Origin of the sequence: Enterobacter cloacae complex sp. ECL414 (genome assembly GCF_021869685.1) — a bacterium.
In the GTDB taxonomy this organism is placed as follows: domain Bacteria; phylum Pseudomonadota; class Gammaproteobacteria; order Enterobacterales; family Enterobacteriaceae; genus Enterobacter; species Enterobacter kobei.
In genome coordinates, this window is the sequence record NZ_CP091481.1 from 456,997 (window position 1) to 482,598 (window position 25,602).

General features: G+C 56.6%; 27 protein-coding genes. 21 read left to right on the forward strand and 6 right to left on the reverse strand.

The features are described 5' to 3' along the window. The first annotated feature begins 2 nt into the window (after window positions 1–2). The 3 genes from L3068_RS02145 (at window position 3) to L3068_RS02155 (ending at window position 1,152) form a co-directional block, all read left to right on the forward strand. Window positions 3–347: a gamma-glutamylcyclotransferase family protein gene (locus L3068_RS02145; protein WP_014882267.1), complete on the forward strand. Its 345-nt coding sequence runs from the start codon at window positions 3–5 to the stop codon at window positions 345–347. A gap of 209 nt (window positions 348–556) precedes the next feature. After that, a complete protein-coding gene (locus L3068_RS02150; protein ID WP_032637647.1) occupies window positions 557–808 on the forward strand; it encodes an AbrB/MazE/SpoVT family DNA-binding domain-containing protein in 252 nt (83 codons plus the stop codon). Then, window positions 802–1,152, forward strand: coding sequence for a type II toxin-antitoxin system ChpB family toxin (locus tag L3068_RS02155; RefSeq protein WP_117581613.1), 351 nt, complete (start codon window positions 802–804; stop codon window positions 1,150–1,152). The genes L3068_RS02150 and L3068_RS02155 overlap by 7 nt, the downstream gene beginning before the upstream one ends. Window positions 1,153–1,229: 77 nt before the next feature. On the opposite strand, the gene ppa is transcribed toward L3068_RS02155, so the two are convergent. Beyond that, a complete protein-coding gene (gene ppa, locus L3068_RS02160) occupies window positions 1,230–1,760 on the reverse strand; it encodes an inorganic diphosphatase (protein WP_008501423.1) in 531 nt (176 codons plus the stop codon). A 309-nt stretch (window positions 1,761–2,069) separates the two neighbouring features. Between ppa and ytfQ the strand changes: the two genes are divergently transcribed. The 5 genes from ytfQ to L3068_RS02185 all read left to right on the forward strand — a co-directional run bounded on the left by ytfQ (window position 2,070) and on the right by L3068_RS02185 (window position 8,320). After that, on the forward strand, window positions 2,070–3,026 hold the full coding sequence (gene ytfQ, locus L3068_RS02165; protein ID WP_014882271.1) for a galactofuranose ABC transporter substrate-binding protein YtfQ: 957 nt from the start codon (window positions 2,070–2,072) through the stop codon (window positions 3,024–3,026). Window positions 3,027–3,128: 102 nt separating this feature from the next. Next, window positions 3,129–4,631, forward strand: a complete 1,503-nt coding sequence (ytfR, locus tag L3068_RS02170; RefSeq protein ID WP_045134407.1) for a galactofuranose ABC transporter, ATP-binding protein YtfR — start codon at window positions 3,129–3,131, stop codon at window positions 4,629–4,631. Window positions 4,632–4,641: 10 nt separating this feature from the next. After that, complete coding sequence (ytfT, locus tag L3068_RS02175) at window positions 4,642–5,667, forward strand: galactofuranose ABC transporter, ATP-binding protein YtfT (RefSeq protein ID WP_014882273.1); 1,026 nt, start codon at window positions 4,642–4,644, stop codon at window positions 5,665–5,667. After that, on the forward strand, window positions 5,654–6,655 hold the full coding sequence (yjfF, locus tag L3068_RS02180) for a galactofuranose ABC transporter, permease protein YjfF (RefSeq protein WP_045281977.1): 1,002 nt from the start codon (window positions 5,654–5,656) through the stop codon (window positions 6,653–6,655). The genes ytfT and yjfF overlap by 14 nt, the downstream gene beginning before the upstream one ends. Window positions 6,656–6,748: 93 nt before the next feature. Next, entirely contained in the window at window positions 6,749–8,320 is a 1,572-nt protein-coding gene (locus L3068_RS02185) for a methyl-accepting chemotaxis protein (RefSeq protein WP_117581615.1), read from the forward strand. Here L3068_RS02185 and L3068_RS02190 read toward each other — a convergent pair. Both L3068_RS02190 and fbp read right to left on the reverse strand, forming a co-directional pair. Continuing rightward, window positions 8,292–8,738 (reverse strand): helix-turn-helix domain-containing protein, encoded by a 447-nt coding sequence (locus L3068_RS02190; RefSeq protein ID WP_224955188.1) that lies wholly within the window; start codon window positions 8,736–8,738, stop codon window positions 8,292–8,294. The two genes, L3068_RS02185 and L3068_RS02190, sit on opposite strands and share 29 nt — an antisense overlap. Window positions 8,739–8,798: 60 nt before the next feature. Beyond that, entirely contained in the window at window positions 8,799–9,797 is a 999-nt protein-coding gene (fbp, locus tag L3068_RS02195; protein ID WP_014882277.1) for a class 1 fructose-bisphosphatase, read from the reverse strand. A 197-nt stretch (window positions 9,798–9,994) separates the two neighbouring features. Between fbp and mpl the strand changes: the two genes are divergently transcribed. Then, on the forward strand, window positions 9,995–11,368 hold the full coding sequence (gene mpl, locus L3068_RS02200) for a UDP-N-acetylmuramate:L-alanyl-gamma-D-glutamyl-meso-diaminopimelate ligase (RefSeq protein WP_014882278.1): 1,374 nt from the start codon (window positions 9,995–9,997) through the stop codon (window positions 11,366–11,368). Between the two features lie 102 nt (window positions 11,369–11,470). Here the strand turns inward: mpl and yjgA are convergent, their stop codons facing one another. Then, the gene (yjgA, locus tag L3068_RS02205) at window positions 11,471–12,022 is read right to left on the reverse strand and encodes a ribosome biogenesis factor YjgA (RefSeq protein ID WP_014882279.1); all 552 of its coding nucleotides are present in this window, start codon (window positions 12,020–12,022) and stop codon (window positions 11,471–11,473) included. A gap of 95 nt (window positions 12,023–12,117) precedes the next feature. Here yjgA and pmbA point away from each other — a divergent pair, with 95 nt between their 5' ends. The 12 genes from pmbA to L3068_RS02265 all read left to right on the forward strand — a co-directional run bounded on the left by pmbA (window position 12,118) and on the right by L3068_RS02265 (window position 22,780). Further along, a complete protein-coding gene (gene pmbA / locus L3068_RS02210) occupies window positions 12,118–13,470 on the forward strand; it encodes a metalloprotease PmbA (protein ID WP_117581617.1) in 1,353 nt (450 codons plus the stop codon). A gap of 38 nt (window positions 13,471–13,508) precedes the next feature. Then, a complete protein-coding gene (cybC, locus tag L3068_RS02215) occupies window positions 13,509–13,895 on the forward strand; it encodes a cytochrome b562 (RefSeq protein ID WP_014882281.1) in 387 nt (128 codons plus the stop codon). A gap of 315 nt (window positions 13,896–14,210) precedes the next feature. Continuing rightward, on the forward strand, window positions 14,211–14,549 hold the full coding sequence (locus L3068_RS02220) for a glycine dehydrogenase (protein ID WP_086527803.1): 339 nt from the start codon (window positions 14,211–14,213) through the stop codon (window positions 14,547–14,549). Between the two features lie 10 nt (window positions 14,550–14,559). After that, entirely contained in the window at window positions 14,560–14,922 is a 363-nt protein-coding gene (locus L3068_RS02225) for an SFCGS family glycine-rich protein (protein ID WP_006179053.1), read from the forward strand. A gap of 2 nt (window positions 14,923–14,924) precedes the next feature. Next, window positions 14,925–15,224, forward strand: a complete 300-nt coding sequence (locus L3068_RS02230; RefSeq protein ID WP_008501409.1) for a DUF4312 family protein — start codon at window positions 14,925–14,927, stop codon at window positions 15,222–15,224. A gap of 22 nt (window positions 15,225–15,246) precedes the next feature. Continuing rightward, a complete protein-coding gene (locus L3068_RS02235; RefSeq protein ID WP_008501408.1) occupies window positions 15,247–16,023 on the forward strand; it encodes a DUF4311 domain-containing protein in 777 nt (258 codons plus the stop codon). Window positions 16,024–16,036: 13 nt separating this feature from the next. Further along, window positions 16,037–16,678, forward strand: a complete 642-nt coding sequence (locus L3068_RS02240; protein WP_003856081.1) for a DUF4310 family protein — start codon at window positions 16,037–16,039, stop codon at window positions 16,676–16,678. A gap of 42 nt (window positions 16,679–16,720) precedes the next feature. Next, window positions 16,721–17,854, forward strand: a complete 1,134-nt coding sequence (locus L3068_RS02245; RefSeq protein WP_117581619.1) for an amidohydrolase/deacetylase family metallohydrolase — start codon at window positions 16,721–16,723, stop codon at window positions 17,852–17,854. Next, window positions 17,838–18,956, forward strand: coding sequence for a DgaE family pyridoxal phosphate-dependent ammonia lyase (locus L3068_RS02250; RefSeq protein ID WP_117581621.1), 1,119 nt, complete (start codon window positions 17,838–17,840; stop codon window positions 18,954–18,956). The genes L3068_RS02245 and L3068_RS02250 overlap by 17 nt, the downstream gene beginning before the upstream one ends. Continuing rightward, on the forward strand, window positions 18,953–19,696 hold the full coding sequence (gene dagF / locus L3068_RS02255) for a 2-dehydro-3-deoxy-phosphogluconate aldolase (protein ID WP_023338953.1): 744 nt from the start codon (window positions 18,953–18,955) through the stop codon (window positions 19,694–19,696). The genes L3068_RS02250 and dagF overlap by 4 nt, the downstream gene beginning before the upstream one ends. Before the next feature lie 17 nt (window positions 19,697–19,713). Then, window positions 19,714–20,850: a lactonase family protein gene (locus L3068_RS02260; RefSeq protein WP_117581624.1), complete on the forward strand. Its 1,137-nt coding sequence runs from the start codon at window positions 19,714–19,716 to the stop codon at window positions 20,848–20,850. Window positions 20,851–20,869: 19 nt separating this feature from the next. Then, entirely contained in the window at window positions 20,870–22,780 is a 1,911-nt protein-coding gene (locus tag L3068_RS02265) for a BglG family transcription antiterminator (RefSeq protein WP_048997306.1), read from the forward strand. Between the two features lie 32 nt (window positions 22,781–22,812). On the opposite strand, the gene nrdG is transcribed toward L3068_RS02265, so the two are convergent. After that, entirely contained in the window at window positions 22,813–23,277 is a 465-nt protein-coding gene (gene nrdG, locus L3068_RS02270; protein ID WP_047027145.1) for an anaerobic ribonucleoside-triphosphate reductase-activating protein, read from the reverse strand. A gap of 141 nt (window positions 23,278–23,418) precedes the next feature. Next, a complete protein-coding gene (nrdD, locus tag L3068_RS02275; protein ID WP_014882293.1) occupies window positions 23,419–25,557 on the reverse strand; it encodes an anaerobic ribonucleoside-triphosphate reductase in 2,139 nt (712 codons plus the stop codon). Between the last annotated feature and the right edge of the window lie 45 nt (window positions 25,558–25,602).

Below are 25,602 nucleotides of genomic sequence, written 5' to 3' on the forward strand. Positions count from 1 at the left end.
CAATGCGAATATTTGTCTACGGCAGTTTACGAACCAAGCAAGGCAACAGTCACTGGATGACCAATGCCCTGCTGCTGGGGAATTACAATATCGAAAATTACCAGTTGTACAGCCTGGGCCACTATCCAGGCGCGGTTCCCGGCGAAGGAACAGTACAGGGTGAAGTTTATCGTATTGATAATGCTACACTTGCCGAACTTGATGCCTTGCGCACCAGGGGCGGTGAATACGCTCGCCAGTTGATCCAGACGCCGTACGGAAGTGCGTGGATGTATGTCTACCAGCGTCCGGTCGATGGGTTAACGCGGATTGTAAGCGGTAACTGGTTAGACAGAGACCAGTACTGAAAAACGACAACGCCACCGGAAGGTGGCGTTGTTTTTTGTGCGGCGGCTCGCAGCCCACAGTGAAATTTCCTCCTGCTTTCTTTTTTCCTTCGAGCGTTATTCCTAATCCTTTCATCACTTACGTTATCCGGTGGCGTTCATTGCTGATGAAGGGTAAAACATCATCCGCACCATAATGAGTTATACTATGTATAACTCTGGAGGTGTCGATGCGTATAACCATTAAGAAATGGGGAAACAGTGCCGGTATGGTCATTCCTGGCGTAGTAATGAAAGAACTTGGCCTAAAACCAGGTCAGAGTATGGAGGCTCAGGTGACAAATAATCAGTTAGTGCTCACACCGGTGAGTAAACAGTACTCGCTTGAAGAGTTGTTGGCGCAGTGTGATATGTCAGCCCCGGAAATTAACGAACAGGACGCATGGGGTACGTCAGGTCCCGTAGGTGACGAAGTATGGTGAAGCGACCTTGTTTTGAACGAGGTGATATCGTTCTCGTCGGCTTCGATCCTGCAAATGGTCATGAACAAAAGGGCGCAGGCAGGCCCGCTTTAGTGCTATCCGTTAGCGCGTTCAACCAGCTGGGAATGACGCTGGTTGCGCCTGTTACACAGGGGGGAAATTTTGCCCGCTATGCGGGTTTCAGTGTGCCGCTGTCTTGTGAAGAAGGGAATATTCACGGCGTCATTCTGGTAAACCAAATCCGAATGATGGATTTGGGCGCGCGTCTGGCAAAACGAATAGGCGTGGCATCAGATGAAACCGTAGAAGATGCGCTTTTAAGGCTACAGGCCATCCTGAGTTAAGCCAGGGCTTATCACTCAGGTATACGGTAGATACAAAAAAGCCCCGACTCGCGGGGCCTTCATTGTCAGCGTAAGAATTACTTCTTAGCCGCGCGCTCGAAAGAGGCGATGATTTCTGCTTTCGCCGCTTCTGCGTTGTCCCAGCCGTCAACTTTAACCCACTTGCCTTTTTCGAGGTCTTTGTAGTGCTCGAAGAAGTGAGTGATCTGCGCTTTCAGCAGTTCTGGCAGGTCGTTCACATCTTTAATGTGATCGTACTCTTTGCTCAGCTTGGTGTGCGGTACTGCAACCAGCTTCGCATCTTCACCGGATTCGTCGGTCATTTTCAGCACGCCAACTGGACGGCAGCGAATGACTGCGCCTGGCTGCAGCGGGTATGGCGTTGGGACCAGTACGTCAACCGGGTCACCGTCCAGAGACAGGGTGTGGTTGATGTAACCGTAGTTGCATGGATAGAACATCGCGGTAGACATGAAACGGTCTACGAACAGGGCGCCGCTCTCTTTGTCCACTTCGTATTTGATCGGATCTGCGTTTGCCGGGATTTCGATAACTACGTAGATGTCTTCTGGCAGTTCTTTACCCGCTGGGACGTTGAGTAAGCTCATGTCGGTGTCCTTTAAAATGGATGGTAAACAAGTGGCAGGTATTATAGCCAACTCACGCTGAATGTCTCCGCCTGTTTTCGCATTCTCTCCCCGCCAGCACCACTTTTCAGACCGATTCCATGACAGAAAAATCCATAAACTCAGCCGCATTTTTAATGGTGAAATGAAAGCGATTACAAACTTGTGATTAACGTTTTATTCACTTTTCCGAAGTGTGATGTAACGCAATTCGTTACATATTTCATTGGCTATAGTCATTTCGCAGAACATCTTTTAACCAACAATAAACACCCCTACGAGGACGCTCATATGTGGAAGCGCTTACTTCTTGTCACAGCAGTTTCGGCAGCCATGTCGTCTATGGCGATGGCCGCCCCTTTAACCGTAGGTTTTTCGCAAGTTGGCTCTGAATCCGGCTGGCGTGCGGCAGAAACCAACGTTGCGAAAAGCGAGGCTCAGAAACGCGGCATCACGCTGAAAATCGCCGATGGTCAGCAAAAGCAGGAAAACCAGATCAAAGCCGTGCGCTCATTTATTGCTCAGGGCGTGGATGCCATCTTTATCGCGCCAGTGGTGGCGACCGGTTGGGAACCGGTTCTGAAAGAAGCCAAAGATGCTGAGATTCCGGTCTTCCTGCTCGATCGTTCCATCGACGTTAAAGACAAATCTCTCTATATGACCACCGTGACGGCCAACAACGTGCTTGAAGGGCAATTAATTGGCGACTGGCTGGTAAAACAGGTCGACGGCAAGCCGTGTAACGTCGTTGAACTGCAGGGCACCGTGGGGGCGAGCGTGGCTATCGACCGTAAGAAGGGTTTTGCTGAGGCCATCGCGAAAGCGCCAAACATCAAGATTATCCGCTCTCAGTCCGGCGACTTTACCCGCAGTAAAGGTAAAGAGGTCATGGAGAGCTTCATTAAAGCGGAAAACAACGGCAAGAACATCTGCATGGTTTACGCCCATAACGATGACATGGTGATTGGTGCGATTCAGGCGATTAAAGAAGCGGGCCTGAAGCCGGGCAAAGATATCCTCACCGGCTCTATCGACGGTGTGCCGGATATCTACAAAGCGATGATCGACGGCGAAGCCAACGCCAGCGTAGAACTGACGCCAAATATGGCGGGTCCGGCATTTGATGCGCTGGAGAAATTCAAGAAAGACGGCACGATGCCTGAGAAGGTGACCGTCACCAAGTCCACGCTCTACCTGCCTGACACGGCGAAAGAAGAGTTAGAGAAGAAGAAAAACATGGGCTACTAAGCCAGTGAAATTGCCGGGTGGCGCTGCGCTTGCCCGGCCTACGATACGCTCTTTTGTAGGCCGGATAAGCGTAGCGCCACCCGGCTTGATGTAGGGGGAACCATGACCACTGAACAGCACCAGGAAATCCTCCGCACAGAGGGCTTAAGCAAATTTTTCCCGGGTGTAAAAGCGCTGGATAACGTTGATTTCAGCCTGCGGCGCGGTGAAATTATGGCGCTGCTGGGCGAGAACGGCGCGGGAAAATCGACGCTGATTAAATCTCTGACCGGCGTTTATCACGCCGATCGCGGCACCATCTGGCTGGAAGGCAACGCCATTTCGCCAAAAAATACCGCCCATGCTCAACAGCTTGGGATTGGGACGGTCTACCAGGAAGTGAACCTGCTGCCAAATATGTCGGTGGCGGATAACCTGTTTATTGGTCGTGAACCAAGACGTTTTGGCCTGCTACGGCGCAAAGAGATGGAAGCGCGGGCGACGAAACTGATGGAATCCTACGGCTTCTCCCTCGACGTTCGCGAGCCGCTGAACCGGTTTTCCGTCGCGATGCAGCAGATCGTCGCCATTTGCCGCGCGATCGATCTCTCCGCGAAGGTGCTGATCCTCGACGAACCTACTGCCAGCCTCGATACCCAGGAAGTCGAGATGCTCTTTACCCTGATGCGCCAGCTGCGCGATCAGGGCGTCAGCCTGATCTTCGTCACACATTTCCTCGATCAGGTGTATGAAGTGAGCGATCGCATTACCGTACTGCGTAACGGCAGCTTTGTCGGCTGCCGTGAAACCCGCGAGCTGCCGCAGATTGAGCTGGTCAAAATGATGCTGGGCCGTGAGCTGGAGACCAATGCGCTCCAGCGCGCAGGGCGCACGCTGCTGAGCGAAAAACCGGTGGCCGCGTTCAGCGATTACGGCAAAAAAGGGATCATCTCACCGTTTAACCTCGAAGTGCGCCCCGGCGAAATTGTCGGGCTGGCGGGGCTGCTAGGGTCAGGCCGGACCGAAACCGCCGAGGTGATCTTCGGCATCAAGCCTGCGGACAGCGGTACCGCGTTGATCAAAGGTAAACCGCAAACCCTGCGATCGCCGCATCAGGCCTCCTGTCTGGGAGTGGGGTTCTGCCCGGAAGACAGGAAAACAGACGGCATTATTGCCGCCGCCTCGGTGCGGGAAAATATCATTCTGGCGCTACAGGCGCAGCGCGGATGGCTGCGTCCAATTCCGCGTAAAGAGCAAAACGCCATTGCCGAGCGCTTTATTCGCCAGCTGGGTATTCGTACGCCGAGCGCGGAACAGCCGATCGAATTTCTCTCCGGCGGTAACCAGCAGAAAGTGCTGCTGTCACGCTGGCTGCTGACCAAACCGCAGTTCCTGATCCTGGATGAACCCACGCGCGGCATTGACGTTGGCGCGCACGCCGAAATTATCCGGCTTATCGAAACGCTGTGTGCCGACGGGCTGGCGCTGCTGGTCATTTCGTCCGAGCTGGAAGAACTGGTGGGGTATGCCGATCGCGTGATCATCATGCGCGATCGCAAACAGGTGGCTGAGATCCCGCTGGATAAGCTGTCCGTTCCGGCGATCATGAATGCCATCGCGGCATAAGGAGTGAATTGTGATGTCCCGTTCGCTTTCGCAAACCGGTGAGTCAAAGCGCCGCTTTAACTGGCCAACCGGCACGCCGCAAATCGCAGCGCTGCTAGTGGTGTTACTGGTGGATAGCCTTGTCGCACCGCATTTCTTCCAGATTATTGTTCAGGATGGTCGCCTGTTTGGCAGCCCGATCGATATTTTAAACCGTGCCGCGCCCGTCGCGCTGCTGGCGATTGGTATGACGCTGGTGATAGCCACCGGCGGGATTGACCTCTCCGTCGGCGCAGTGATGGCTATTGCCGGGGCTACCGCAGCCTCCATGACCGTGGCGGGCCATAGCCTGCCGGTGGTGCTGCTGGCGGCATTGGGAACCGGCGTGCTGGCCGGACTGTGGAACGGCATTCTGGTGGCGGTACTAAAAATTCAGCCTTTCGTCGCCACCCTTATTTTGATGGTGGCCGGGCGCGGGGTGGCGCAGCTGATCACCTCCGGACAGATAGTCACCTTTAACTCCCCGAGTCTGGCGTGGATCGGCAGCGGCAATTTCCTGTTCTTTCCAACACCGGTGATCGTGGCTCTGGTCACATTAGTGGTGTTCTGGCTTTTCACCCGCAAAACAGCGCTCGGCATGTTTATTGAAGCGGTGGGGATCAACATTCGTGCGGCACGAAATGCCGGGGTCAATACGCGGCTGATGGTGATGCTGACCTACGTGCTGAGCGGCGTTTGTGCCGCCATTGCCGGGGTGATTGTCGCGGCCGATATCCGCGGGGCCGATGCCAACAATGCCGGGCTCTGGCTGGAGCTGGATGCCATCCTCGCGGTGGTGATTGGCGGCGGATCGTTGATGGGCGGGCGCTTTAACCTGCTGCTCTCGGTCATTGGCGCGCTGATCATTCAGGGCATGAACACCGGGATCCTGCTCTCCGGTTTTCAGCCGGAACTCAACCAGGTGGTAAAAGCGGTGGTCGTACTCTGCGTGCTGATCGTCCAGTCACCGCGCTTTGTCAGCATCATTAAGGGGATCCGTGGCCATGATAAAACGTAATTTACCGTTAATGATCACGCTGGGCGTGTTTGTGCTGGGGTATCTCTACTGTCTGACCCAGTTCCCCGGTTTTGCCTCAACGCGCGTGATTTGCAACATCCTGACCGATAACGCCTTTTTAGGCATCATCGCCGTCGGGATGACCTTTGTGATCCTCTCCGGTGGGATCGATCTCTCCGTTGGCTCGGTGATCGCGTTTACCGGCGTGTTCCTCGCCAAGGCGATCGGTTTCTGGGGGCTCTCCCCTCTGGTAGCGTTTCCGCTGGTGCTGGCGATGGGCTGTGCGTTTGGCGCCTTTATGGGGCTACTGATCGACGCGCTAAAAATTCCCGCTTTTATTATTACCCTCGCCGGGATGTTCTTTCTGCGCGGCGTGAGTTACCTGGTATCGGAAGAGTCCATCCCGATTAACCACCCGGTGTACGACACGCTCTCCAGCCTGGCGTGGAAAATCCCCGGCGGTGGCCGTCTGAGCGCGATGGGGTTGTTGATGCTGGGCGTGGTAGTTGTAGGCATCTTCCTTGCCCACCGTACCCGGTTCGGTAATCAGGTTTACGCCATTGGCGGGAACGCCACGTCGGCAAACCTGATGGGGATCTCGACCCGCAGCACGACCATCCGCATCTATATGCTCTCAACCGGCCTGGCAACGCTGGCGGGTATTGTCTTCTCGGTGTATACCCAGGCGGGCTATGCCCTTGCAGGCGTAGGCGTTGAGCTGGACGCGATTGCCTCTGTGGTCATTGGCGGCACGCTGCTCAGCGGCGGAGTGGGGACGGTGCTGGGAACGCTGTTCGGCGTAGCGATCCAGGGGCTGATCCAGACCTATATCAACTTTGACGGCACGCTCAGTTCCTGGTGGACCAAGATCGCCATCGGCATTCTGCTGTTTATATTTATTGCCCTGCAGCGCGGTCTGACGGTGCTCTGGGAGAACCGTCAAAGCTCGCCTGTTACTCGCGTAAACACCTCGGTAACAGAGCGATAACACGCTGAATTTGCTTAAAGTCTAAACATTTTCCGGTAGCGGCCGATAACCTTTTTTTCTGTCCAGAAATATCTCGCTACCGGAAATAATATCATGCTTAAAACGCTATCGATTCGTACCGGCTTGCTCTCTTTACTGGCCGTTATGACCCTTCTGCTGCTGATTGTCAGCGGCATTGGCATTTATGCCCTCACACAGAGTTCTTCTTCACTGCAGCGCATTAATCACCTTCAGGGTGAGCAGATGGTGCGGCTAAATACCGGCTATACGCTGATTCTGCGCGCGCGCAATGAGGCGGGCCAGGCCGTCCGGATGATGGAAATCGGCATGCTCGATGATGCGGCCAAATCGGTTAAAAACATCAATCAGGAAATCGCCGTGGCTCAGAAAACGCTGAAAGGCGTGATCGACGGCGGCGTGGCTGACGAGCAGGGGCAAAAGTTGCTGGATAACGTGGCAACCAGTCTGGCGACGTATAACCAGCAGGGCATCAATCCGATGCTAAAAACCCTGAATGACCAGAGCGCGGACAGTTATTACGACCTGCTGGAGAATACGCTGATCCCCGTGGCGAAGCAGTTTGATAACGATATGCAGGCGTTTCAGACATGGAGCGAAGCGCGAGGGAAGGCGGAAGTCACTGCCGTACAGGCGAGCAAAACCCGCGTGCTGATCCTGATTATTGTCGCCGCGCTGCTGACGGCTGGCATCATCGTGCTTGCCTGGCTGGTGCTGCGCCATATGCTGCTTAAGCCGCTCTCTGCTTCCATTGCTCAGCTGGAGAATGTGGCGGCGGGCGATTTAACCCACACGCTGAATGCCCCGGCGAGCCAGGAATTTAACCGCCTTAACGCGGCGATAGAGGTGATGCGTCAGTCGCTGATGCACTCGGTGATGCGGGTACGCGATGCCAGCTCGCAAATCGACACCGGCAGCCGTGAGCTGACGGCGGGCAACCGGGATCTTGCCGAGCGTACAGAATCCACCGCCACCTCGCTGGAGCAGACAGCAGCCAGTATGGAACAGATTACCGCCACGGTGAAACTCAACGCCGATAATGCCGAGCAGGCGCACCAGCTGGCGAAATCGGTTTCTGATACCGCCGATCACGGCAGCGAAATGGTCTGCTACGTGATTGAAAAAATGCGTGATATCTCCGGCAGTTCAGCGCGTATTGCTGACATCCTGAGCGTGATCGATGGCATTGCCTTCCAGACCAATATTCTGGCCCTTAACGCCTCCGTGGAAGCGGCGCGCGCGGGCGAGCAGGGGCGCGGGTTCGCCGTCGTGGCGGGTGAAGTGCGTAACCTTGCCAGCCGCAGCGCCGACGCGGCGAAAGAGATCCGATCCCTTATCAGCGATTCGCAGACCCACGTTAACGAGGGCAGCGAGCTGGCCCAGCAGGCGGGTGAAACGATGGATGAGATTGCCACCGAAGTGCTGCGCATGACCAAACTGATGCGCGAGATTGCGACCGCGTCTCAGGAGCAGAGCCGCGGCATTGAGCAGGTGAATATTGCTGTGAATCAGATGGACGAAACGGCGCAGCAGAATGCGGCGCTGGTGCAGCAATCCTCCGCCGCGACCCGCTCTCTGGAAGAGCAGTCGCGTCAGCTGATGGAGGCCATGTCATCATTTAAATTGACGGCTCAGACTGCGGCATAATATTTCCCAACCCCGGTACGTTCTGTGCCGGGGATTTATTTCGCCCTGAATTAATGGCCGCAATATTATCGTGAATATCGCCCATTAATATTTCCAGTGAGTGGGTTAACGCTAACGCTTTTTCAGTTGGCTCAAGGTATAAACCCTTGCGGAAAAATAATGGCTCATCAAACAGTTGATTAAAACGCTTCAGGGCCAGGCTCACCGCAGGACGTGACATCTCCAGGCGCACTGAGGCCTTTGCCATGCTGCCGCAGCGGACCACTTCAATAAATACAGGAATAAGGTTTAAATCAATGCCGGTATTCGCCCGGGAATAATTTTTCATTGCGATGCTGCTCCACGAAATATCTGTCAAACTGTTATGGAAATAATGCAGGAGCAATGGCGAATATAAAAGCGTGTTTTTTATAAACACTTATACGGTAAAAGATATAAATGTGTTGGGGAGCCAGACGGGCTCCCCGGGAGTGAGAGATTACGCGTCCGGATACTCGCGGATAAAGCGCTCAACGTCTTCAACCATGTGGTTGTTGCCGACGAAGAAGGAACGGCGCTGGTGGAGGCTTTCCGGCACGATGTCCAGAATACGCTCTTTACCGTCGCTCGCCTTGCCGCCCGCCTGTTCGGCCAGGAACGCCATTGGGTTGCACTCGTACAGCAGGCGCAGCTTTCCGTCAGGGTGGCTGGCGGTACTTGGGTAGAGGTAGATACCGCCTTTCAGCAGGTTACGGTGGAAATCCGCGACCAGCGAGCCAATATAGCGGGAGGTGTACGGGCGCTGAGTCGCTTTATCTTCTTCCTGACAGAATTTGATGTACTTCTTCACGCCGTTCGGGAATCGGATGTAGTTGCCTTCGTTGATGGAGTAGGTGTTGCCCTTCTCCGGGAAGCGCATACGCTCCTGGCTCAGACAGAAGACGCCCAGCGATGGATCGTAGGTAAAGGCGTGAACGCCACACCCGGTGGTGTACACCAGCATGGTGGAGGAGCCATAGACGACGTAACCGGCAGCCACCTGATTACTGCCAGGCTGCAGGAAATCTTCCTCGGTCACCGGCGTGCCAACAGGCGTGACGCGGCGGTAGATGGAGAAAATGGTACCGACAGAAACGTTAACGTCGATGTTGGAGGAACCGTCGAGCGGATCCATCAGTACAACGTATTTCGCGTGTTCACACCCTTCGAAAACAACAATTTCATCTTCTTCTTCGGAGGCGATACCCGCAACGATGTCGCGCGCGCGCAGTGCAGCTTTCAGTTTTTCATTTGCGAACAGATCGAGTTTCTGTTGAACCTCGCCCTGAACGTTCTCGGCACCGCTGGCACCCAGGATATCGACCAGACCGGCCTTGTTGATATCACGATGGATGATCTTAGCGCCCAGCTTTATTGCCGACAGCAAAGCAGTGAGTTCACCCGTAGCATGAGAGAACTCGTGCTGCTTTTCGACAATAAATTCACCTAACGTTTTCATAACACTTTCCCTGCATCTTTGTGAGTAGAGCGATTGTATGTTCACTAAAACGACTAAAGCCCAACAATCTTAACAAATATTCAAATAGTAGCGCAGAGGTGAATCGCGCCAGCAACATACGGATTTACCTGAAATGCGTTTCACAGCCGCTAACATGTGAGTAAAATGTGCGCCACATTGAAGAAGGATAGTGACGTATGCGCATTCATATATTGGGGATTTGTGGCACTTTCATGGGCGGGCTGGCAATGCTGGCGCGCTCGCTGGGCCATGAAGTGACAGGTTCGGACGCCAATGTGTATCCGCCGATGAGCACGCTTCTGGAGAAGCAGGGTATCTCTCTGATTCAGGGCTACGATGCCAGCCAGCTGGATCCCGAGCCGGATCTGGTCATTATTGGCAATGCCATGACCCGCGGCAATCCGTGCGTTGAAGCGGTGCTGGAGCGCAATATTCCATTCATGTCCGGCCCGCAATGGCTGCATGATTTCGTCCTGCGTGACCGCTGGGTGGTTGCCGTTGCGGGTACCCACGGCAAAACCACCACCGCCGGCATGGCGACCTGGATCCTCGAAGCCTGTGGCTACAAGCCGGGCTTTGTGATCGGCGGCGTGCCGGGTAACTTCGACGTTTCTGCGCGTCTGGGCGATAGCCCATTCTTTGTCATTGAAGCGGACGAATACGACTGCGCGTTCTTCGACAAACGCTCCAAGTTTGTCCATTACTGCCCGCGCACGCTGATCCTCAACAACCTTGAGTTCGATCACGCGGATATTTTTGACGACCTGAAAGCGATTCAGAAGCAGTTCCACCACCTGGTACGCATCGTGCCGGGGCAGGGCCGTATCATCCTGCCGGAGAATGACATCAACCTGAAGCAGACTCTGGCGATGGGCTGCTGGAGCGAGCAGGAGCTGGTGGGCGAGCAGGGTCACTGGCAGGCGAAGAAACTCAACGCGGATGCCTCCGAGTGGGAAGTGTTGCTCGACGGCGAAAAAGTGGGTGAGGTGAAGTGGGGCCTGGTGGGCGAACACAACATGCACAACGGCCTGATGGCGATTGCAGCTGCGCGTCATGTCGGCGTTCTGCCTGCGGATGCCGCCAATGCGCTGGGCACGTTTATCAATGCCCGCCGCCGTCTGGAACTGCGCGGTGAAGCTAATGGCGTGACGGTGTATGACGATTTTGCACACCACCCAACGGCTATTCTGGCGACGCTTGCCGCGTTGCGTGGCAAGGTCGGCGGCACCGCGCGCATTCTTGCCGTGCTGGAACCGCGCTCGAACACCATGAAAATGGGCATCTGCAAAGACGATCTGGCCCCGTCGTTAGGCCGTGCCGATGAAGTCTTCCTGCTGCAGCCGCAGCATATTCCGTGGCAGGTGGCGGAAGTGGCCGATGCCTGCATTCAGCCTGCCCACTGGAGTGCGGATGTGGATGCGCTCGCGGATATGGTGGTGAAAGCCGCACAGCCTGGCGACCATATTCTGGTGATGAGCAACGGCGGGTTTGGTGGGATCCATCAGAAGCTGCTGGACGGTCTGGCGAAAAAGGCCGAGGCCGCAGAGTAAAAAAAAGCCCGGTGGCGCTAGCGCTTACCGGGCCTGGATTTTGCACGACCTTGTAGGCCGGATAAGGCGTTTACGCCGCCATCCGGCGCAAAACCGCACAGATTACCCTTCGTTCTCAGACAGCTCGCGCAGATACTGGAAAATCAGACGCGCAGACTTCGGCGGTTTATTCCCTTCTTTCTCTTTCTTCGCGTTGCGGATCAAAGAGCGCAGCTGCTGACGGTCGGCATTCGGCCACAGGTTCAGCACTTCCGGTACCGCATCATCGCCCTGTTCAATCAGACGATCGCGGATCTGCTCCAGCTTATGGAACAGCGCAACCTGCTGGTTGTGGCGGTTTTTCAGTTTATCCAGCGCCTGGCGGATCGGATCTACGTCGCGCTGACGCAGCATTTTCCCGATAAGCTGAAGCTGGCGACGACGGCCTTCTTTTTTGATTTTCTGTGCCAGTTCAATGGCATCACGCAGATCCTGGTCGAGCGGGATTTTGTCCAGCGCGTTTTTACCCAGTTCTACCATTTCTGCGCCAAGCTGTTTTAACTCTTCGGCGTCGCGTTTAATTTCACTTTTACTGACCCAGATGATCTCATCATCTTCGTCTTCGATGTCATCACCGGGAACGTCGTCGAGCCAGTCTTCGGGCTGCTTAGTCATGTCAGGCTCCTTAAAAAAAGAGGCTAATGTTACCAGTTAAGACGCGCACTGAAAAACGGTTCTCTGTTAGACTTCATTTAACTCTCTCTTACAGTATGGCATTTGCGATGAAAGTAACCTCACAAGTTGAAGCGCAGCGTAAGATTCTGGAAGAAGCCGTCTCCACCGCGCTGATGCTTGCTTCAGAAAAATCAGATGGCGCCGAAGTGGCGGTCAGCAAAACCACCGGTATCAGCGTGAGCACCCGCTATGGCGAAGTGGAGAACGTAGAATTCAATAGCGATGGCGCGCTTGGGATCACGGTGTATCACCAGAATCGCAAAGGCAGCGCGTCGTCTACCGATCTCAGCCCGGATGCCATTGCCCGCACGGTGCAGGCGGCGCTGGATATCGCCCGATACACCTCGCCGGATCCTTACGCCGGCGTGGCCGATAAAGAGCTGCTGGCCTTTGATGCGCCGGACCTTGATCTCTTCCACCCGGCAGAAGTCACCCCGGATGAAGCCATCGAGCTGGCCGCGCGTGCCGAGCAGGCTTCCCTGCAGGCCGACAAGCGCATCACCAATACCGAAGGCGGCAGCTTCAACAGCCACTACGGCATCAAAGTTTTCGGCAACAGCCACGGCATGCTGCAGGGCTACTGCTCCACCCGTCACTCGCTCTCCAGCTGCGTCATCGCCGAAGAGAACGGTGACATGGAGCGTGACTACGCTTACACCATTGGCCGCGCGCTGGGGGATTTGCAGTCGCCGGAGTGGGTGGGCAAAGAGTGTGCCGAACGCACGCTGTCTCGCCTGTCGCCGCGTAAACTCTCTACCATGAAAGCCCCGGTGATTTTTGCCAATGAAGTGGCAACCGGTCTGTTTGGTCATCTGGTGGGCGCTATCGCCGGTGGCTCCGTTTACCGTAAATCCACCTTCCTGCTCGACTCGCTGGGCAAGCAGATCCTGCCGGAATGGCTGACCATTGAAGAACACCCGCTTCTGCTGAAAGGGCTGGCCTCTACGCCGTTCGACAGCGAAGGGGTGCGCACGGAACGCCGCGATATCGTTAAAGACGGAATTCTGACCCAGTGGCTGCTGACCAACTACTCCGCGCGCAAGCTGGGGCTGAAAAGTACTGGTCACGCGGGCGGTATCCATAACTGGCGTATTGCCGGGCAGGGCCTGAACTTTGAGCAGATGCTGAAAGAGATGGGCACCGGTCTGGTGGTAACCGAACTGATGGGCCAGGGCGTCAGCGGCATCACCGGAGACTATTCTCGCGGGGCGGCGGGCTTCTGGGTCGAAAACGGTGAAATTCAGTATCCGGTGAGCGAAATCACCATCGCCGGCAACCTGAAGGACATGTGGCGCAACATCGTTACGGTCGGTAACGATATTGAAACACGTAGCAATATACAGTGTGGTTCTGTACTGCTGCCCGAGATGAAAATTGCGGGTCAATAAAGATAGCGTTTTGTTAATAATAAAAAAGGAAGTGAGCAATGCGTAAACATCTGTTAGCGATCGTCGCGGCTTCAACGCTGGTTCTTGGCTCTTCTGCGTTTGCTGCCGATCTTGAAGAAGACATGGGCATCCTCGGGCAAAACCTGAAGGTGGTGCAAAAGACGGACAATGCGGCGGAAATGAAAGACGCCCTGACCAAAATGCGTGAAGCGGCGCTGGACGCCCAAAAAGCGACACCGCCGAAGCTGGAAAGCAAAGCGGCTGACAGCGCAGAGATGAAAGACTATCGCCACGGCTTTGACGTGCTGGTCGGCCAGATTGACGGCGCGCTGAAGCTGGCCAACGAAGGCAAAGTCAAAGAAGCCCAGGCGGCGGCCGAGCAGTTCGTGACGACCCGCAACACGTATCACAAGAAATACCGTTAACCGATCGCGCATCGGACCAACACCCAACGGGAGCCAGTGGCTCCCGTTTTTTTGCGTGGTGATAAGTAAACCCTATCGCCATCACATTTTTGCATTACCACGCCTGAACGTTTTCGTTGCCTCTGCCCGCCTTTGACCGCTGGAATCAGTGATATTCATCACGTAAATGCATTGATTTGACCGCATTCACCGTATTTATGTGGCACAGATCACTGCCGCGGCTTGCCTTTCCACTTCGAAGTGGAAAACAACTCGCTACAAACCCTTCCTCCCCACCGTTAGTTTTATTCCAGAGCCATTAACGGGGTAAGACGAGTGATTAACGGAGCGGTAATGAACGACGTTGGGGAACAGGCGGTGCAAACAGAACAGCTCGCGAACACCATGCTACAGCAGGTCTATGCCCTGCTGGCCCGGCACAACATCATCCCCAACGCAGTACAGGAGCAGATGCTCACCTCCCACGTTCGCGCCATGGCGCACCGGTCCGTGACCGGCGAGCCGCTGCCGGAGGTTGAAGCAGAGCTGTTTGACGAAATTTCACCGGATTCAATGCGGCTTGCCCGTGAAGTGGTGGCGCAGTTTGGCAACCTTCCTGATGAAGAGGCCTGGCTGCTCTCCGTTCACTTTGAAGTCGCGAAAGACAACCTTTAAGGAGCAACACATGGAACAGATTACAGTCGTGATTGGCGATCGCCTGGGTAAAGGTCAGAAAGTGGCGGCCGGGGTGGAAAAAGCAGGTGGACGCGCGGTGGTTGTGCCGGGCATGGCAGCGGATATGAAGCTCGGCGACGTAATGAAAGCGGAAAACGCCACCTTCGGCATCTCCTTCTGCGGCAGCGGCGGCGCGGGCGCGATTACCGCGCAAACCAAGTATGGCTACAAAGCCAAATACGGCATGCGTTCGGTGGATGAAGGCGTCACCGCCATCAACGAAGGCTGCAACGTGCTGGGCTTTGGCTTTATGGACAAAGAAGAGCTGGGCGAGCGTCTGGTGCAGGCGTGGCAGAAGAAACACGGCGCATAAGCATGAAAGAACAGTTCACAACCACGGTGAGAGTGAAGGGGAAGGGCGACGCCAAAGCGCGCGCCTTTGCCGACGCGCTCAACCACGTTCAGGCCGCGGTGATGAAAGCCTCACCGCATATCTTACTGCGTATTGAGCCACAGGATGTGCAGGTCGTTCAGGCGCAAGAAGCGGTGCGTAAAGAAGCGTTTCTGTTCTTCTTTTTGCGCCGGGAAAGACGCACCTACAGCGTGGAGCTGGATGTGACCGTCAACGTGACCGCCATCAATCTCGATCGGGTGGACTTCGTCACGCAACGCTGATTATTCATAAAAGGGCAGACTGATGTTCTTAATTATATTAATAAAATCGCTCATTATCGGCGGCCTGGTAGGCGTCGGTGTTGGGGCCGGGGCTGCACGCATGTTTCATGCGCCTACCACTCAGGGTATGGGCGCGTTTCGTACGTTGGGGGAACTGAACTCCTGCGAAGGGGATCCCGCTTCTCACTTCTCCTTTGGGTTAGGTTTCTTCTTTAACGCCTGGGCCTCTTCCGTGGCCGCGGGTGCTTTCACACAGGACGTTGACCACCGCATCATCCCAAACTGGGGCGCGGCGGCACTGATGATCAAAAACCGTAACGTCGGCGAAACGCTGCACGATCCGCGCAAAATGGCGATTGCCTGTGGCGTGATCGGCATGATCGTCGTGACTTTCCTTAACCTGACGGCCTCCTCCGTACCGGCTGCGCTTCAGGTCACCGCCGTGAAGGTGCTGGTGCCCGCTGCGAACCTGCTGGTCAACACCGTGATGCCGGTGATCTTCTGGCTGGCGGCCATCGACGCCGGTAAAAAATCGGGCTTCTGGGCCACCATCTTTGGCGGCGCGGCACAGCTGATCATGGGTAACGCCGTACCGGGCCTGGTGCTGGGGATCCTGATCGGTAAAGGCGTTGAAGAGAGCGGCTGGAACCACGTCACCAAAGTGATGATGGCGGCGATCGTTCTGCTCTTCGTGCTGAGCGGCTTCTTCCGCGGCTTCGACATGAAGATGATCGAATCCTTCCATCTGACCGTGCCGAACTGGCTCGACATGATCCACAACTCGCTCAGCGGTAAATAACAGGAGCCTCGACATGGAACAGAATAAAGGTTTTTGGTATGCCGACTGGTCGTTCCCGATCTTCGTTGGCCTGCTCTCCTCCGGCGTGTTCGCCGGGACGCACATGTACTACCTCTACGGCATCGGCGCGTTTAACGAAGTGGCCTTCGTGGCGATGCTGAAAGCGGGGATTGATACCGGGGTCTACGGTGCGGTGGCGGCATTCGGCGCAAGCTTCCTGTTCGCCCGCATCATTGAAGGCTCACTGGTGGGTATTCTCGACATCGGCGGTGCGATTCAGACCGGCGTCGGGCTCGGCGTGCCGGCGCTGCTGTTGGGGGCGGGGATCATGTTCCCGGTGACCAACTTTATTGCCTCGCTGATTACCGGCCTGGTGATTGGCCTGGCGATTGGCTACGTCATCATCCTGGCGCGTAAGTTCACCATCAACCAGAGCAACTCCACCTACGGGGCTGACGTGATGATGGGCGCGGGTAACGCCTCAGGCCGCTTCCTCGGGCCGTTGATTATCCTCAGCGCCATGACCGCCTCTATTCCTATCGGCGTCGGTTCGCTGGTGGGCGCGCTGCTGTTCTACATCTGGCAGAAGCCGATCACCGGTGGCGCCATCCTCGGTGCAATGATTTTGGGCTGGCTGTTCCCGGTCGCCCTTTAATACCCGCGGGCGCTCAGGCGCCCGCCTTATCAGGAGAACCCCATGTTTGATTTACTCCTGCGCCGCGCGCGCCTCGCCGACGATACCCTGACCGATATCGCCATTCAGGATGGGAAAATCGCCGCGCTGGGTGACATTGACGCTCCCGCCCGTAAAACGGTTGAGCTGAACGGTGATGTGTTCGTCAGCGCAGGCTGGATTGACTCTCACGTCCACTGCTACCAGAACTCGCCGATTTATCACGACGAGCCGGACAGCGTAGGCATTGCCACGGGCGTCACCACCGTGGTGGATGCCGGCAGTACCGGGGCAGATGACGTGGATGATTTCTATGAAATTACCCGCAAAGCCGCCACCGAGGTGTTTGCCCTGCTGAACATCTCCCGCGTCGGGCTGATTGCCCAGAACGAACTGGCCAATATGGCGAATATTGATGCCGATGCCGTGAAGCAGGCAGTAAAACGCCACCCTGATTTTATCGTCGGCCTGAAAGCGCGCATGAGCAGCAGCGTGGTCGGTGAAAACGGCATTACGCCGCTGGAGCGCGCGAAAGCCATCCAGAGCGAGAACGGCGATCTGCCGCTGATGGTGCATATCGGCAACAACCCGCCGAACCTCGACGAAATCGCCGAACTGCTGAGTTCCGGCGACATCATCACCCACTGCTACAACGGCAAACCCAACCGTATTTTGACGCCCTCCGGCGAGCTGCGCGCCTCCATCACCTCCGCACTGAAGCGCGGCGTGCGTCTGGACGTGGGGCACGGTACGGCGAGCTTCAGCTTTGAGGTGGCGAAACGCGCCATCGCGATGGGCATTTTGCCGCACACCATCAGCTCGGATATCTACTGCCGTAACCGGATTAACGGCCCGGTCGGGTCGCTTGCAAGCGTGATGTCGAAGTTTCTCGCCATCGGCATGTCTTTGCCGCAGGTCATTGACTGCGTCACCGCCAACGCCGCGGATGGCCTGCGCCTGACGCGTAAAGGCCGCATCCAGCCCGGCCTTGACGCCGACCTGACGCTGTTCACGATTAAACGCCAGCCAACGGTGCTGACGGATGCCGAAAACGACAGCCTGCAGGCTGAACATATTCTGGTGCCGCTTGCCGCGATCCGCGCGGGCAAGGGCTACATGACCGAACAAGGGAGCACGGAACATGCCTTCGATTTATGAGAAGTACCACTTAAAGCAAGTTATCAACACCTCGGGCCGCATGACGGCGCTGGGCGTTTCCACGCCGCGCCCGGAAGTGGTGCAGGCGGCAATGGACGGCATGAATCACTATTTTGAGATGAAGGACCTGGTCAACAAAACCGGGGAATACATCGCGAAGCTTCTTGATGTGGAGGGCGCGACGGTGGTCTCCTGCGCGTCGGCGGGCATTGCCCAGTCCGTAGCGGCAGTGCTGGTCAAAGACAGCGACTGGCTGCTGGAAAACCTGCACGTCACCCCGATTGCGAACAACGAGATTGTCCTGCCGAAAGGCCACAACGTTAACTTTGGCGCGCCGGTGGGCACCATGGTCGCGCTGGGCGGCGGAAAACTGGTCGAAGCGGGCTATGCCAACGAATGTTCCGCCGATCAGCTGGCGGCGGCGATCACCCCGCGCACGGCGGCGATCCTCTATATCAAATCTCACCACTGCGTGCAGAAAAGCATGCTCAGCGTCGAGCAGGCGGCAGTAGTCGCACGTAAACACGATCTGCCGCTGATCGTCGATGCCGCAGCGGAAGAAGATCTGCATGTTTACTACCGTTCCGGCGCGGATCTGGTGATCTACAGCGGTGCGAAGGCGATCGAAGGGCCAACCAGCGGGCTGGTGATCGGCAAAACCCAGTACATTGAGTGGGTGAAACGCCAGACGGCAGGTATTGGCCGCGCGATGAAGGTGGGTAAAGAGGGCATTCTCGGCCTGACCTGCGCCATCGAACACTACCTCACGGCAACCAAAGAGAGCGGTGCCGAGATGGTGGCGAAGATGACGCCGTTTATCGACGCGCTTAACACCCTGAACGGCGTCACCGCGCGCGTAGTCTGGGACAGCGCCGGGCGCGATATTGCCCGCACCGAGATTAAATTTGACGAAGCGACCACCGGCGTGGGCACCGGTGACCTGGTGAATAAGCTCAAGCAGGGTGAATACGCCATCTATTTCCGTGGCTACAAGGCCAACGAAGGGATTATCGAAGCGGACGTGCGCAGCGTAAATGCTGACCAGCTGAACATCGTGTACCGCCGCATTAGCGAAGTGTTAGGACAGGAGAAAAAGGCATGAAACTGACCCCCAATTTTTATCGTGACCGCGTCTGCCTGAACGTGCTGGCAGGTTCGAAAGCTAATGCCAGCGCCATTTACGAGGCGGCGGAAGGCCATGTGCTGGTGGGCGTGCTCTCCAAAAATTACCCGGACGTGGCAAGCGCAGTGGCGGATATGCGCGAGTACGCGGCGCTGATTGATAACGCGCTTTCCGTGGGACTGGGCGCGGGCGACCCGAACCAGTCGGCGATGGTCAGTGAAATCTCCCGTCAGGTACAGCCGCAGCACGTCAACCAGGTCTTTACCGGCGTGGCGACCAGCCGCGCGCTGCTGGGGCAGAACGACTCTGTGGTGAACGGTCTGGTCTCACCGACCGGCACCGTCGGTATGGTGAAAATTTCCACCGGTCCGCTGAGCAGCACGGCACCGGACGGTATCGTCCCGGTGGAAACCGCGATTGCCCTGCTGAAAGATTTTGGCGGCAGCTCGATCAAATACTTCCCGATGGGCGGCCTTAAGTGCCGTGACGAATACCAGGCGGTAGCGGAAGCCTGCGCCCGTTACGACTTCTGGCTGGAACCGACCGGCGGGATCGATCTGGAAAACTTTGAGGCGATCCTGCAGATCGCCCTCGACGCGGGCGTGAGCAAGATCATCCCGCATATCTATAGCTCGATTATCGACAAGGCCAGCGGTGATACGCGTCCGGAAGATGTGCGTACGCTGCTTGAGATGACGAAGAAACTGGTTAAGTCATAACACCCAAAGGAGCCACCATGCACACCCGTAACCTGCTTGTTGCTTCACTCTCTTTGCTTGCTACCGCCGCCGTCGCGCAAACCCAGTATGCCTGGGTCGGCACCTACAACCCCAACGGCGAAGGGCTGTACCGTTTTACCGTTGACGCGCAAACCGGCGCACTCGGCAACAAAACGCTGGTGAGCCAACTGCCGAACGCCGCGCAGTTGGCCGTCTCACACGACGGCAAAACGCTCTATCTGGCAAGCGAAGTGGAGCAGGGCGTGGTGCAGGCGCTGCGGGTGGAAGATAACGGCGAGCTGAGCGAGTTGAATCAGGTGGCCTCCGGCGGCGCGGGGCCGGTTTATCTTTCGCTGACGCCGAATGGCCAGCACCTGCTGGTGGCCAACTACGTCAGCGGATCGATTGCCGTTTTGCCGGTCAAAGCAGACGGCAGCCTGGGAGATGCCACGGATAAACATCAGGATCAGGGCGAACCGGGTGCAGCAAAACCAGAAGCCGCTGTAGAGGGCAGTTTTGCTATCAGCGATCACAACGGTCCTCATGCGCACATGATCGCCGCCGATCCGAGCGGGAAGTACGTGTTTTCGACCGATCTGGGGTTAGATCGCATCTATCAGTACCGTTTTGACGATCGAAGCGGAAAGCTGACCCCCAACGATCCGCCGTTTATCAGCGCCTCCTCGAAAGGGGCCGGACCTCGCCATTTCGTCTTTACGCCGAAAGGGGATGCCCTGTGGCTGATTAACGAAGAGGCCTCAACGCTCACCCATTATACCGTGAATGCCAACGGCACCTTGAAAGCGGGTAAAACACTCTCTGCCCTGCCAAAAGGGTACAAAGGCACCAGTTTTGCTGCCGGGCTGGCGTTAAGCGCCGACGGTAAACAGCTGTATGTGGCTAACCGTTTGCATAACAGCATCGGGCACTTTACCGTAACAGCAGAAGGCACGCTGAGGCATCAGGATGACGTGTGGACGCGTGGCGACTACCCGCGCACCCTGACGCTCGATAAACAAGGACGCTGGCTGTACGTTATGAACCAGCGCAGCGATAACATTACCCGTTTTCGCGTGGCGCAGGATGGGAAGTTGAGCTTCGAGCCAGACTATACGCCGGTCGGCAGCCCATCCCAGATGGTCATTTCACCCTAAGCCGTAAGAGGACAACGACGTGCGATTTCCGAACCAACGTTTAGCGCAACTTTTCGATCTGTTGCAAAACGAGACGCTGCCGCAGGACGAGCTGGCGCAGCGGCTGTCGGTCTCCACGCGAACCGTCCGTGCTGACATCACCGCCCTGAACGGGCTGCTGGCGAGCCACGGGGCGCAGTTTATTCTGAGCCGTGGAAATGGCTATCAGCTTAAAATTGACGACGCCGCGCGTTATCAGCAGCTCCAGGCCTCCCATCCGCGCGCGCTGCGTATTCCCCGTACGGGCGCGGAGCGCGTGCATTATCTGGTGGTGCGTTTTCTGACGTCGGCGTTTTCGCTTAAGCTGGAGGACCTGGCGGACGAGTGGTTTGTCAGCCGCGCCACGCTGCAAAGCGACATGGCGGAAGTGCGCGAGTGTTTTCATCGCTATAACCTGACGCTGGAAACCCGTCCACGCCATGGCATGAAGCTGTTTGGCAGCGAAATGTCGGTTCGTGCCTGCCTGACCGATCTGCTCTGGGAGCTGGCGCAGCAGGACAGCCTGAACCCGCTGGTGACGGACGTCGCACTCAATGCGGGCGTGGCGGAAAAGATGGTGCCAGTGCTGCACGACGCGCTGACGCGTCACCACATTCGCCTGACGGACGAAGGGGAGTTGTTCCTGCGCCTGTACTGCGCGGTATCGGTGCGACGCATCAGCGAAGGCTATCCGCTGCCGGAATTCCATGCGGAGGATGTGGAGGAGAACGTGCGGGAAGCGGCGAAAGATATTGCCGTGGCCATTCAGGAACTGGCGGGCAAAGCGCTTGCACCCTCGGAGGAGAACTGGCTCTGCGTGCACATCGCTGCGCGGCAGATCCAGGAGATCGCCCCAAGCGCCATTAACGCCGATGACGAAGAGGCGCTGGTGAACTACATCCTGCGCTACATCAACACCCACTACAACTACAACCTGCTCAGCGACGCGCAGCTGCACGCGGATCTGCTCACGCACATCAAGACGATGATCACCCGCGTGCGGTATCAAATCATGATCCCCAATCCGCTGCTGGATAACATCAAGCAGCACTACCCGATGGCCTGGGACATGACCCTGGCGGCGGTATCGAACTGGGGCAAATACACGCCGTATGCGATCAGCGAAAACGAAATTGGTTTCCTGGTGCTGCACATTGGCGTCGGGCTGGAGCGTCACTACAACATTGGCTACCAGCGCCAGCCGCGCGTGCTGCTGGTCTGTGACGCCGGTAATGCGATGGTGCGTATGATTGAGGCGGTACTCCAGCGTAAATACCCGCAGATTGAGGTCACGCGCACGCTCACGCTGCGCGAGTACGAGCAGGTGGAATCGCTCAGCGAGGACTTTGTTATCGCTACCGCGCGCGTCAGTGAAAAAGCAAAACCGGTAGTGATGATCGCACCGTTTCCGACTGATTATCAGCTGGAGCAGATTGGCAAGCTGGTGCTGGTAGACCGCACCCGCCCGTGGATGCTGGATAAATACTTCGACGCCGCCCATTTCCGCATCATCGACGCGCCGATTGACCAGCAAACGCTGTTCCGCGAGCTGTGCGAACAGCTTGAAGGGGAGGGGTTTGTGGGGACGGCGTTTCTGGAGTCGGTGGTTGAACGTGAAGCCATCGTCAGCACCATGCTCGGTGACGGCATTGCGCTTCCGCACTCCCTCGGTCTGCTTGCCCAGAAAACCGTGGTCTACACCGTACTCGCCCCGCAGGGGATTGCGTGGGGTGACGAAACCGCGCACGTGATTTTCCTGCTCGCCATCAGCAAAAGCGAGTATGAAGAGGCGATGGCGATCTACGATATCTTCGTCACCTTCCTGCGCGAGCGCGCCATGGCGCGGCTCTGTAGCTGCGGCGATTTTGCCGAGTTTAAAACGGTGGCGATGGAGAGTTTGAGTCGGTTTTGAGAAAAAGGCGGATAAATAATATCCGCTTTTAATTAACGCAAATGATGCACAACCTGGTTACTGCTGCCGCGCCAGATCAGCGCGGGGTCTTTTAAATCCTGAACGAACTTGCCGTCGACCAGCACGTTAATCAACTCCACCACTTCCATCTGAGCAGCATTCAGTTCATCCAGCCTGTAACCCGTCCAGACCCAGATATCCTTTCCTGCGCACTCGCGGCGAATGCGTTTTATCAGATTAAGGATCTCCGGCACGTTTTGCGGGTGAAGAGGATCGCCGCCGGAGAGCGAAATTCCCTGTCGTTTGATGCGCGTATCGTTGAGATCGTTAATGATCCGGTCTGCCATTTCCGCGGTAAACGGCATACCGGAATTTAAGCGCCAGGTGCTTTTGTTATAGCAACCCGGGCACTCGTGGACGCAGCCTGACACGAAAAGGGTGCAGCGGGTGCCGGGTCCGTTGACGATATCAACGGGGTAGTATTGATGGTAATTCATAGCGTTAACCTGATGCCCTCACCCCGGCCCTCTCCCACAGGGAGAGGGAGAAAACCGGAGCCGGGCTCAACAATATGCTCGATCGGTTCCCTCTCCCTTGAGGGAGAGGGGTAGGGTGAGGGGGAGAACCCAGCGCAGAACTTACCCGATCTGCCCATTCCCCAGATGCTTCACGCGGCGTTTCACCTCTTCCTGCTTACCGGCGTTAAACGGACGCGCATCCGGGCTACCGAGATAGCCGCACACGCGGCGGGTTACCGACACGCGTGCCGCGTCGTGGTTACCGCATTTCGGGCAGGTAAAGCCTTTGCTGGTACACTCGAACTCGCCGGTAAAGCCGCACTCGTAGCATTCGTCGATGGGCGTGTTGGTGCCGTAATATGGCACATGCTGATAGCTGTAATCCCACACGTCTTCCAGCGCCTTCAGGTTGTGCTGAATGTTCGGGTACTCGCCGTAGCAGATGAAGCCGCCGTTGGCGATCGGCGGATACGCCGCTTCAAAGTCGATCTTGTCGTACGGGTTTACCTTCTTCTCCACGTCGAGGTGGAAGCTGTTGGTGTAGTAACCTTTATCGGTCACGCCTTCCACGATGCCGAACTCGGCGGTGTCCAGACGGCAGAAGCGGTCGCACAGGTTCTCGCTTGGGGTACTGTACAGGCTGAAACCGTAGCCGGTTTCCTCTTTCCACTGGTCCACGGCATCGCGCAGGCGCTGAACAATCGCCACGCCTTTTTCACGTAGCGCGTCGCTGTCATACATATGCGTGCCGCCAGACAGGGCATTAATGGTTTCATGGATGCCGATATAGCCCAGCGAAATCGACGCGCGGCCGTTTTTGAAGATCTCAGAGACGTCATCGTCCGCTTTCAGGCGCACGCCGCAGGCCCCTTCCATATAGAGGATAGGCGCCACGCGGGCTTTGACCCCTTCAAGGCGGGCGATACGGGTCATCAGCGCCTTGCGCGCCAGCTGCAGGCGTTCATCCAGCAGTGTCCAGAATTCAGCTTCATTGCCTTTGGCCTCCAGCGCGATGCGCGGCAGGTTCAGGCTGATGACGCCGAGGTTGTTACGCCCGTCGTGGATCTGCTCGCCGTTTTCATCTTCGTATACGCCGAGGAAGCTGCGGCAACCCATTGGCGTTTTAAATGACCCGGTTACTTTTACGACCTGATCGTAGTTCAGAATATCCGGGTACATGCGCTTGCTCGCGCACTCCAGCGCCAGCTGTTTGATGTCGTAATTCGGATCGCCAACTTTGTGGTTCAGCCCGTCGCGGATGGCGAATACCAGTTTCGGGAACACCGCCGTTTTGCGGTTCTTACCGAGGCCGGAGATACGGTTGCGCAGGATGGACTGCTGGATCAAACGCGATTCCCAGCTGGTGCCCAGGCCAAAACCGAAGGTCACAAACGGCGTCTGGCCGTTGGCGGTATGCAGGGTATTCACCTCATACTCCAGCGACTGGAACGCGTCATAGCACTCTTTCTCAGTGCGCGAGTGCGCATAGCCGTCGGCGTCCGGGATCTGCCACTCTTCGGCCGTTTTGCGGTGCTTGTTGAAGCTTGCGGTCACAAACGGGGCCAGCACTTCGTCAATGCGGTTAATGGTGGTGCCGCCGTAAATGTGGCTGGCGACCTGGGCGATAATCTGTGCCGTGACCGCAGTGGCGGTGGAGATGGATTTTGGCGGTTCAATCTCGGCGTTACCCATTTTAAACCCGTGGGTCAGCATGCCTTTCAGGTCGATCAGCATACAGTTGAACATCGGGAAGAACGGTGAATAGTCGAGATCGTGATAGTGGATCTCACCGCGCTCGTGCGCTGAGACCACATCGCGCGGCAGCAGGTGCTGACGGGCATAGTGTTTGGCGACGATACCGGCCAGCAGATCGCGCTGGGTGGGGATCACTTTACTGTCTTTGTTGGCGTTTTCATTGAGCAGGGCAGAGTTGGTCTGCTCTACCAGGCCACGGATCTCCTGGTTCAGGCGACCGCGCTTTTCACGCTGCACGTCACGATCGTGGCGGTACTCAATGTAGGCGCGGGCCAGCTGCTTGTAGGGGCCCGCCATCAGCTGATTTTCAACCGCGGTCTGGATCTCGTTGATATCAACCTGGCTGCGTTCATTCATCTGGCTGCTAACGACTTCTGCGACGGTGGCGCAGTAATCTGCGTCATCGACTCCCGCTGCTTTAGCTGCACGCAGAATGGCTTCCTGGATGCGCTCTGATTTAAACGGCACTTTACAGCCATCACGTTTCATCACATGCGGTGTCATGATCACTCCATTTTTAAAAACAGTTTATCCACAGAGGTGGAGAAG

Bases quoted from the DNA above. Each gene is read 5' to 3' on its own strand.
- L3068_RS02145 (WP_014882267.1), top strand. From the start codon at position 3: ATGCGAATATTTGTCTACGGCAGTTTACGAACCAAGCAAGGCAACAGT.
- L3068_RS02150 (WP_032637647.1), top strand. From the start codon at position 557: ATGCGTATAACCATTAAGAAATGGGGAAACAGTGCCGGTATGGTCATT.
- L3068_RS02155 (WP_117581613.1), top strand. From the start codon at position 802: ATGGTGAAGCGACCTTGTTTTGAACGAGGTGATATCGTTCTCGTCGGC.
- ppa (WP_008501423.1), bottom strand. From the start codon at position 1,760: ATGAGCTTACTCAACGTCCCAGCGGGTAAAGAACTGCCAGAAGACATC.
- ytfQ (WP_014882271.1), top strand. From the start codon at position 2,070: ATGTGGAAGCGCTTACTTCTTGTCACAGCAGTTTCGGCAGCCATGTCG.
- ytfR (WP_045134407.1), top strand. From the start codon at position 3,129: ATGACCACTGAACAGCACCAGGAAATCCTCCGCACAGAGGGCTTAAGC.
- yjfF (WP_045281977.1), top strand. From the start codon at position 5,654: ATGATAAAACGTAATTTACCGTTAATGATCACGCTGGGCGTGTTTGTG.
- L3068_RS02185 (WP_117581615.1), top strand. From the start codon at position 6,749: ATGCTTAAAACGCTATCGATTCGTACCGGCTTGCTCTCTTTACTGGCC.
- fbp (WP_014882277.1), bottom strand. From the start codon at position 9,797: ATGAAAACGTTAGGTGAATTTATTGTCGAAAAGCAGCACGAGTTCTCT.
- mpl (WP_014882278.1), top strand. From the start codon at position 9,995: ATGCGCATTCATATATTGGGGATTTGTGGCACTTTCATGGGCGGGCTG.
- yjgA (WP_014882279.1), bottom strand. From the start codon at position 12,022: ATGACTAAGCAGCCCGAAGACTGGCTCGACGACGTTCCCGGTGATGAC.
- pmbA (WP_117581617.1), top strand. From the start codon at position 12,118: ATGGCATTTGCGATGAAAGTAACCTCACAAGTTGAAGCGCAGCGTAAG.
- cybC (WP_014882281.1), top strand. From the start codon at position 13,509: ATGCGTAAACATCTGTTAGCGATCGTCGCGGCTTCAACGCTGGTTCTT.
- L3068_RS02225 (WP_006179053.1), top strand. From the start codon at position 14,560: ATGGAACAGATTACAGTCGTGATTGGCGATCGCCTGGGTAAAGGTCAG.
- L3068_RS02230 (WP_008501409.1), top strand. From the start codon at position 14,925: ATGAAAGAACAGTTCACAACCACGGTGAGAGTGAAGGGGAAGGGCGAC.
- L3068_RS02235 (WP_008501408.1), top strand. From the start codon at position 15,247: ATGTTCTTAATTATATTAATAAAATCGCTCATTATCGGCGGCCTGGTA.
- L3068_RS02240 (WP_003856081.1), top strand. From the start codon at position 16,037: ATGGAACAGAATAAAGGTTTTTGGTATGCCGACTGGTCGTTCCCGATC.
- L3068_RS02245 (WP_117581619.1), top strand. From the start codon at position 16,721: ATGTTTGATTTACTCCTGCGCCGCGCGCGCCTCGCCGACGATACCCTG.
- L3068_RS02250 (WP_117581621.1), top strand. From the start codon at position 17,838: ATGCCTTCGATTTATGAGAAGTACCACTTAAAGCAAGTTATCAACACC.
- dagF (WP_023338953.1), top strand. From the start codon at position 18,953: ATGAAACTGACCCCCAATTTTTATCGTGACCGCGTCTGCCTGAACGTG.
- L3068_RS02260 (WP_117581624.1), top strand. From the start codon at position 19,714: ATGCACACCCGTAACCTGCTTGTTGCTTCACTCTCTTTGCTTGCTACC.
- nrdG (WP_047027145.1), bottom strand. From the start codon at position 23,277: ATGAATTACCATCAATACTACCCCGTTGATATCGTCAACGGACCCGGC.
- nrdD (WP_014882293.1), bottom strand. From the start codon at position 25,557: ATGACACCGCATGTGATGAAACGTGATGGCTGTAAAGTGCCGTTTAAA.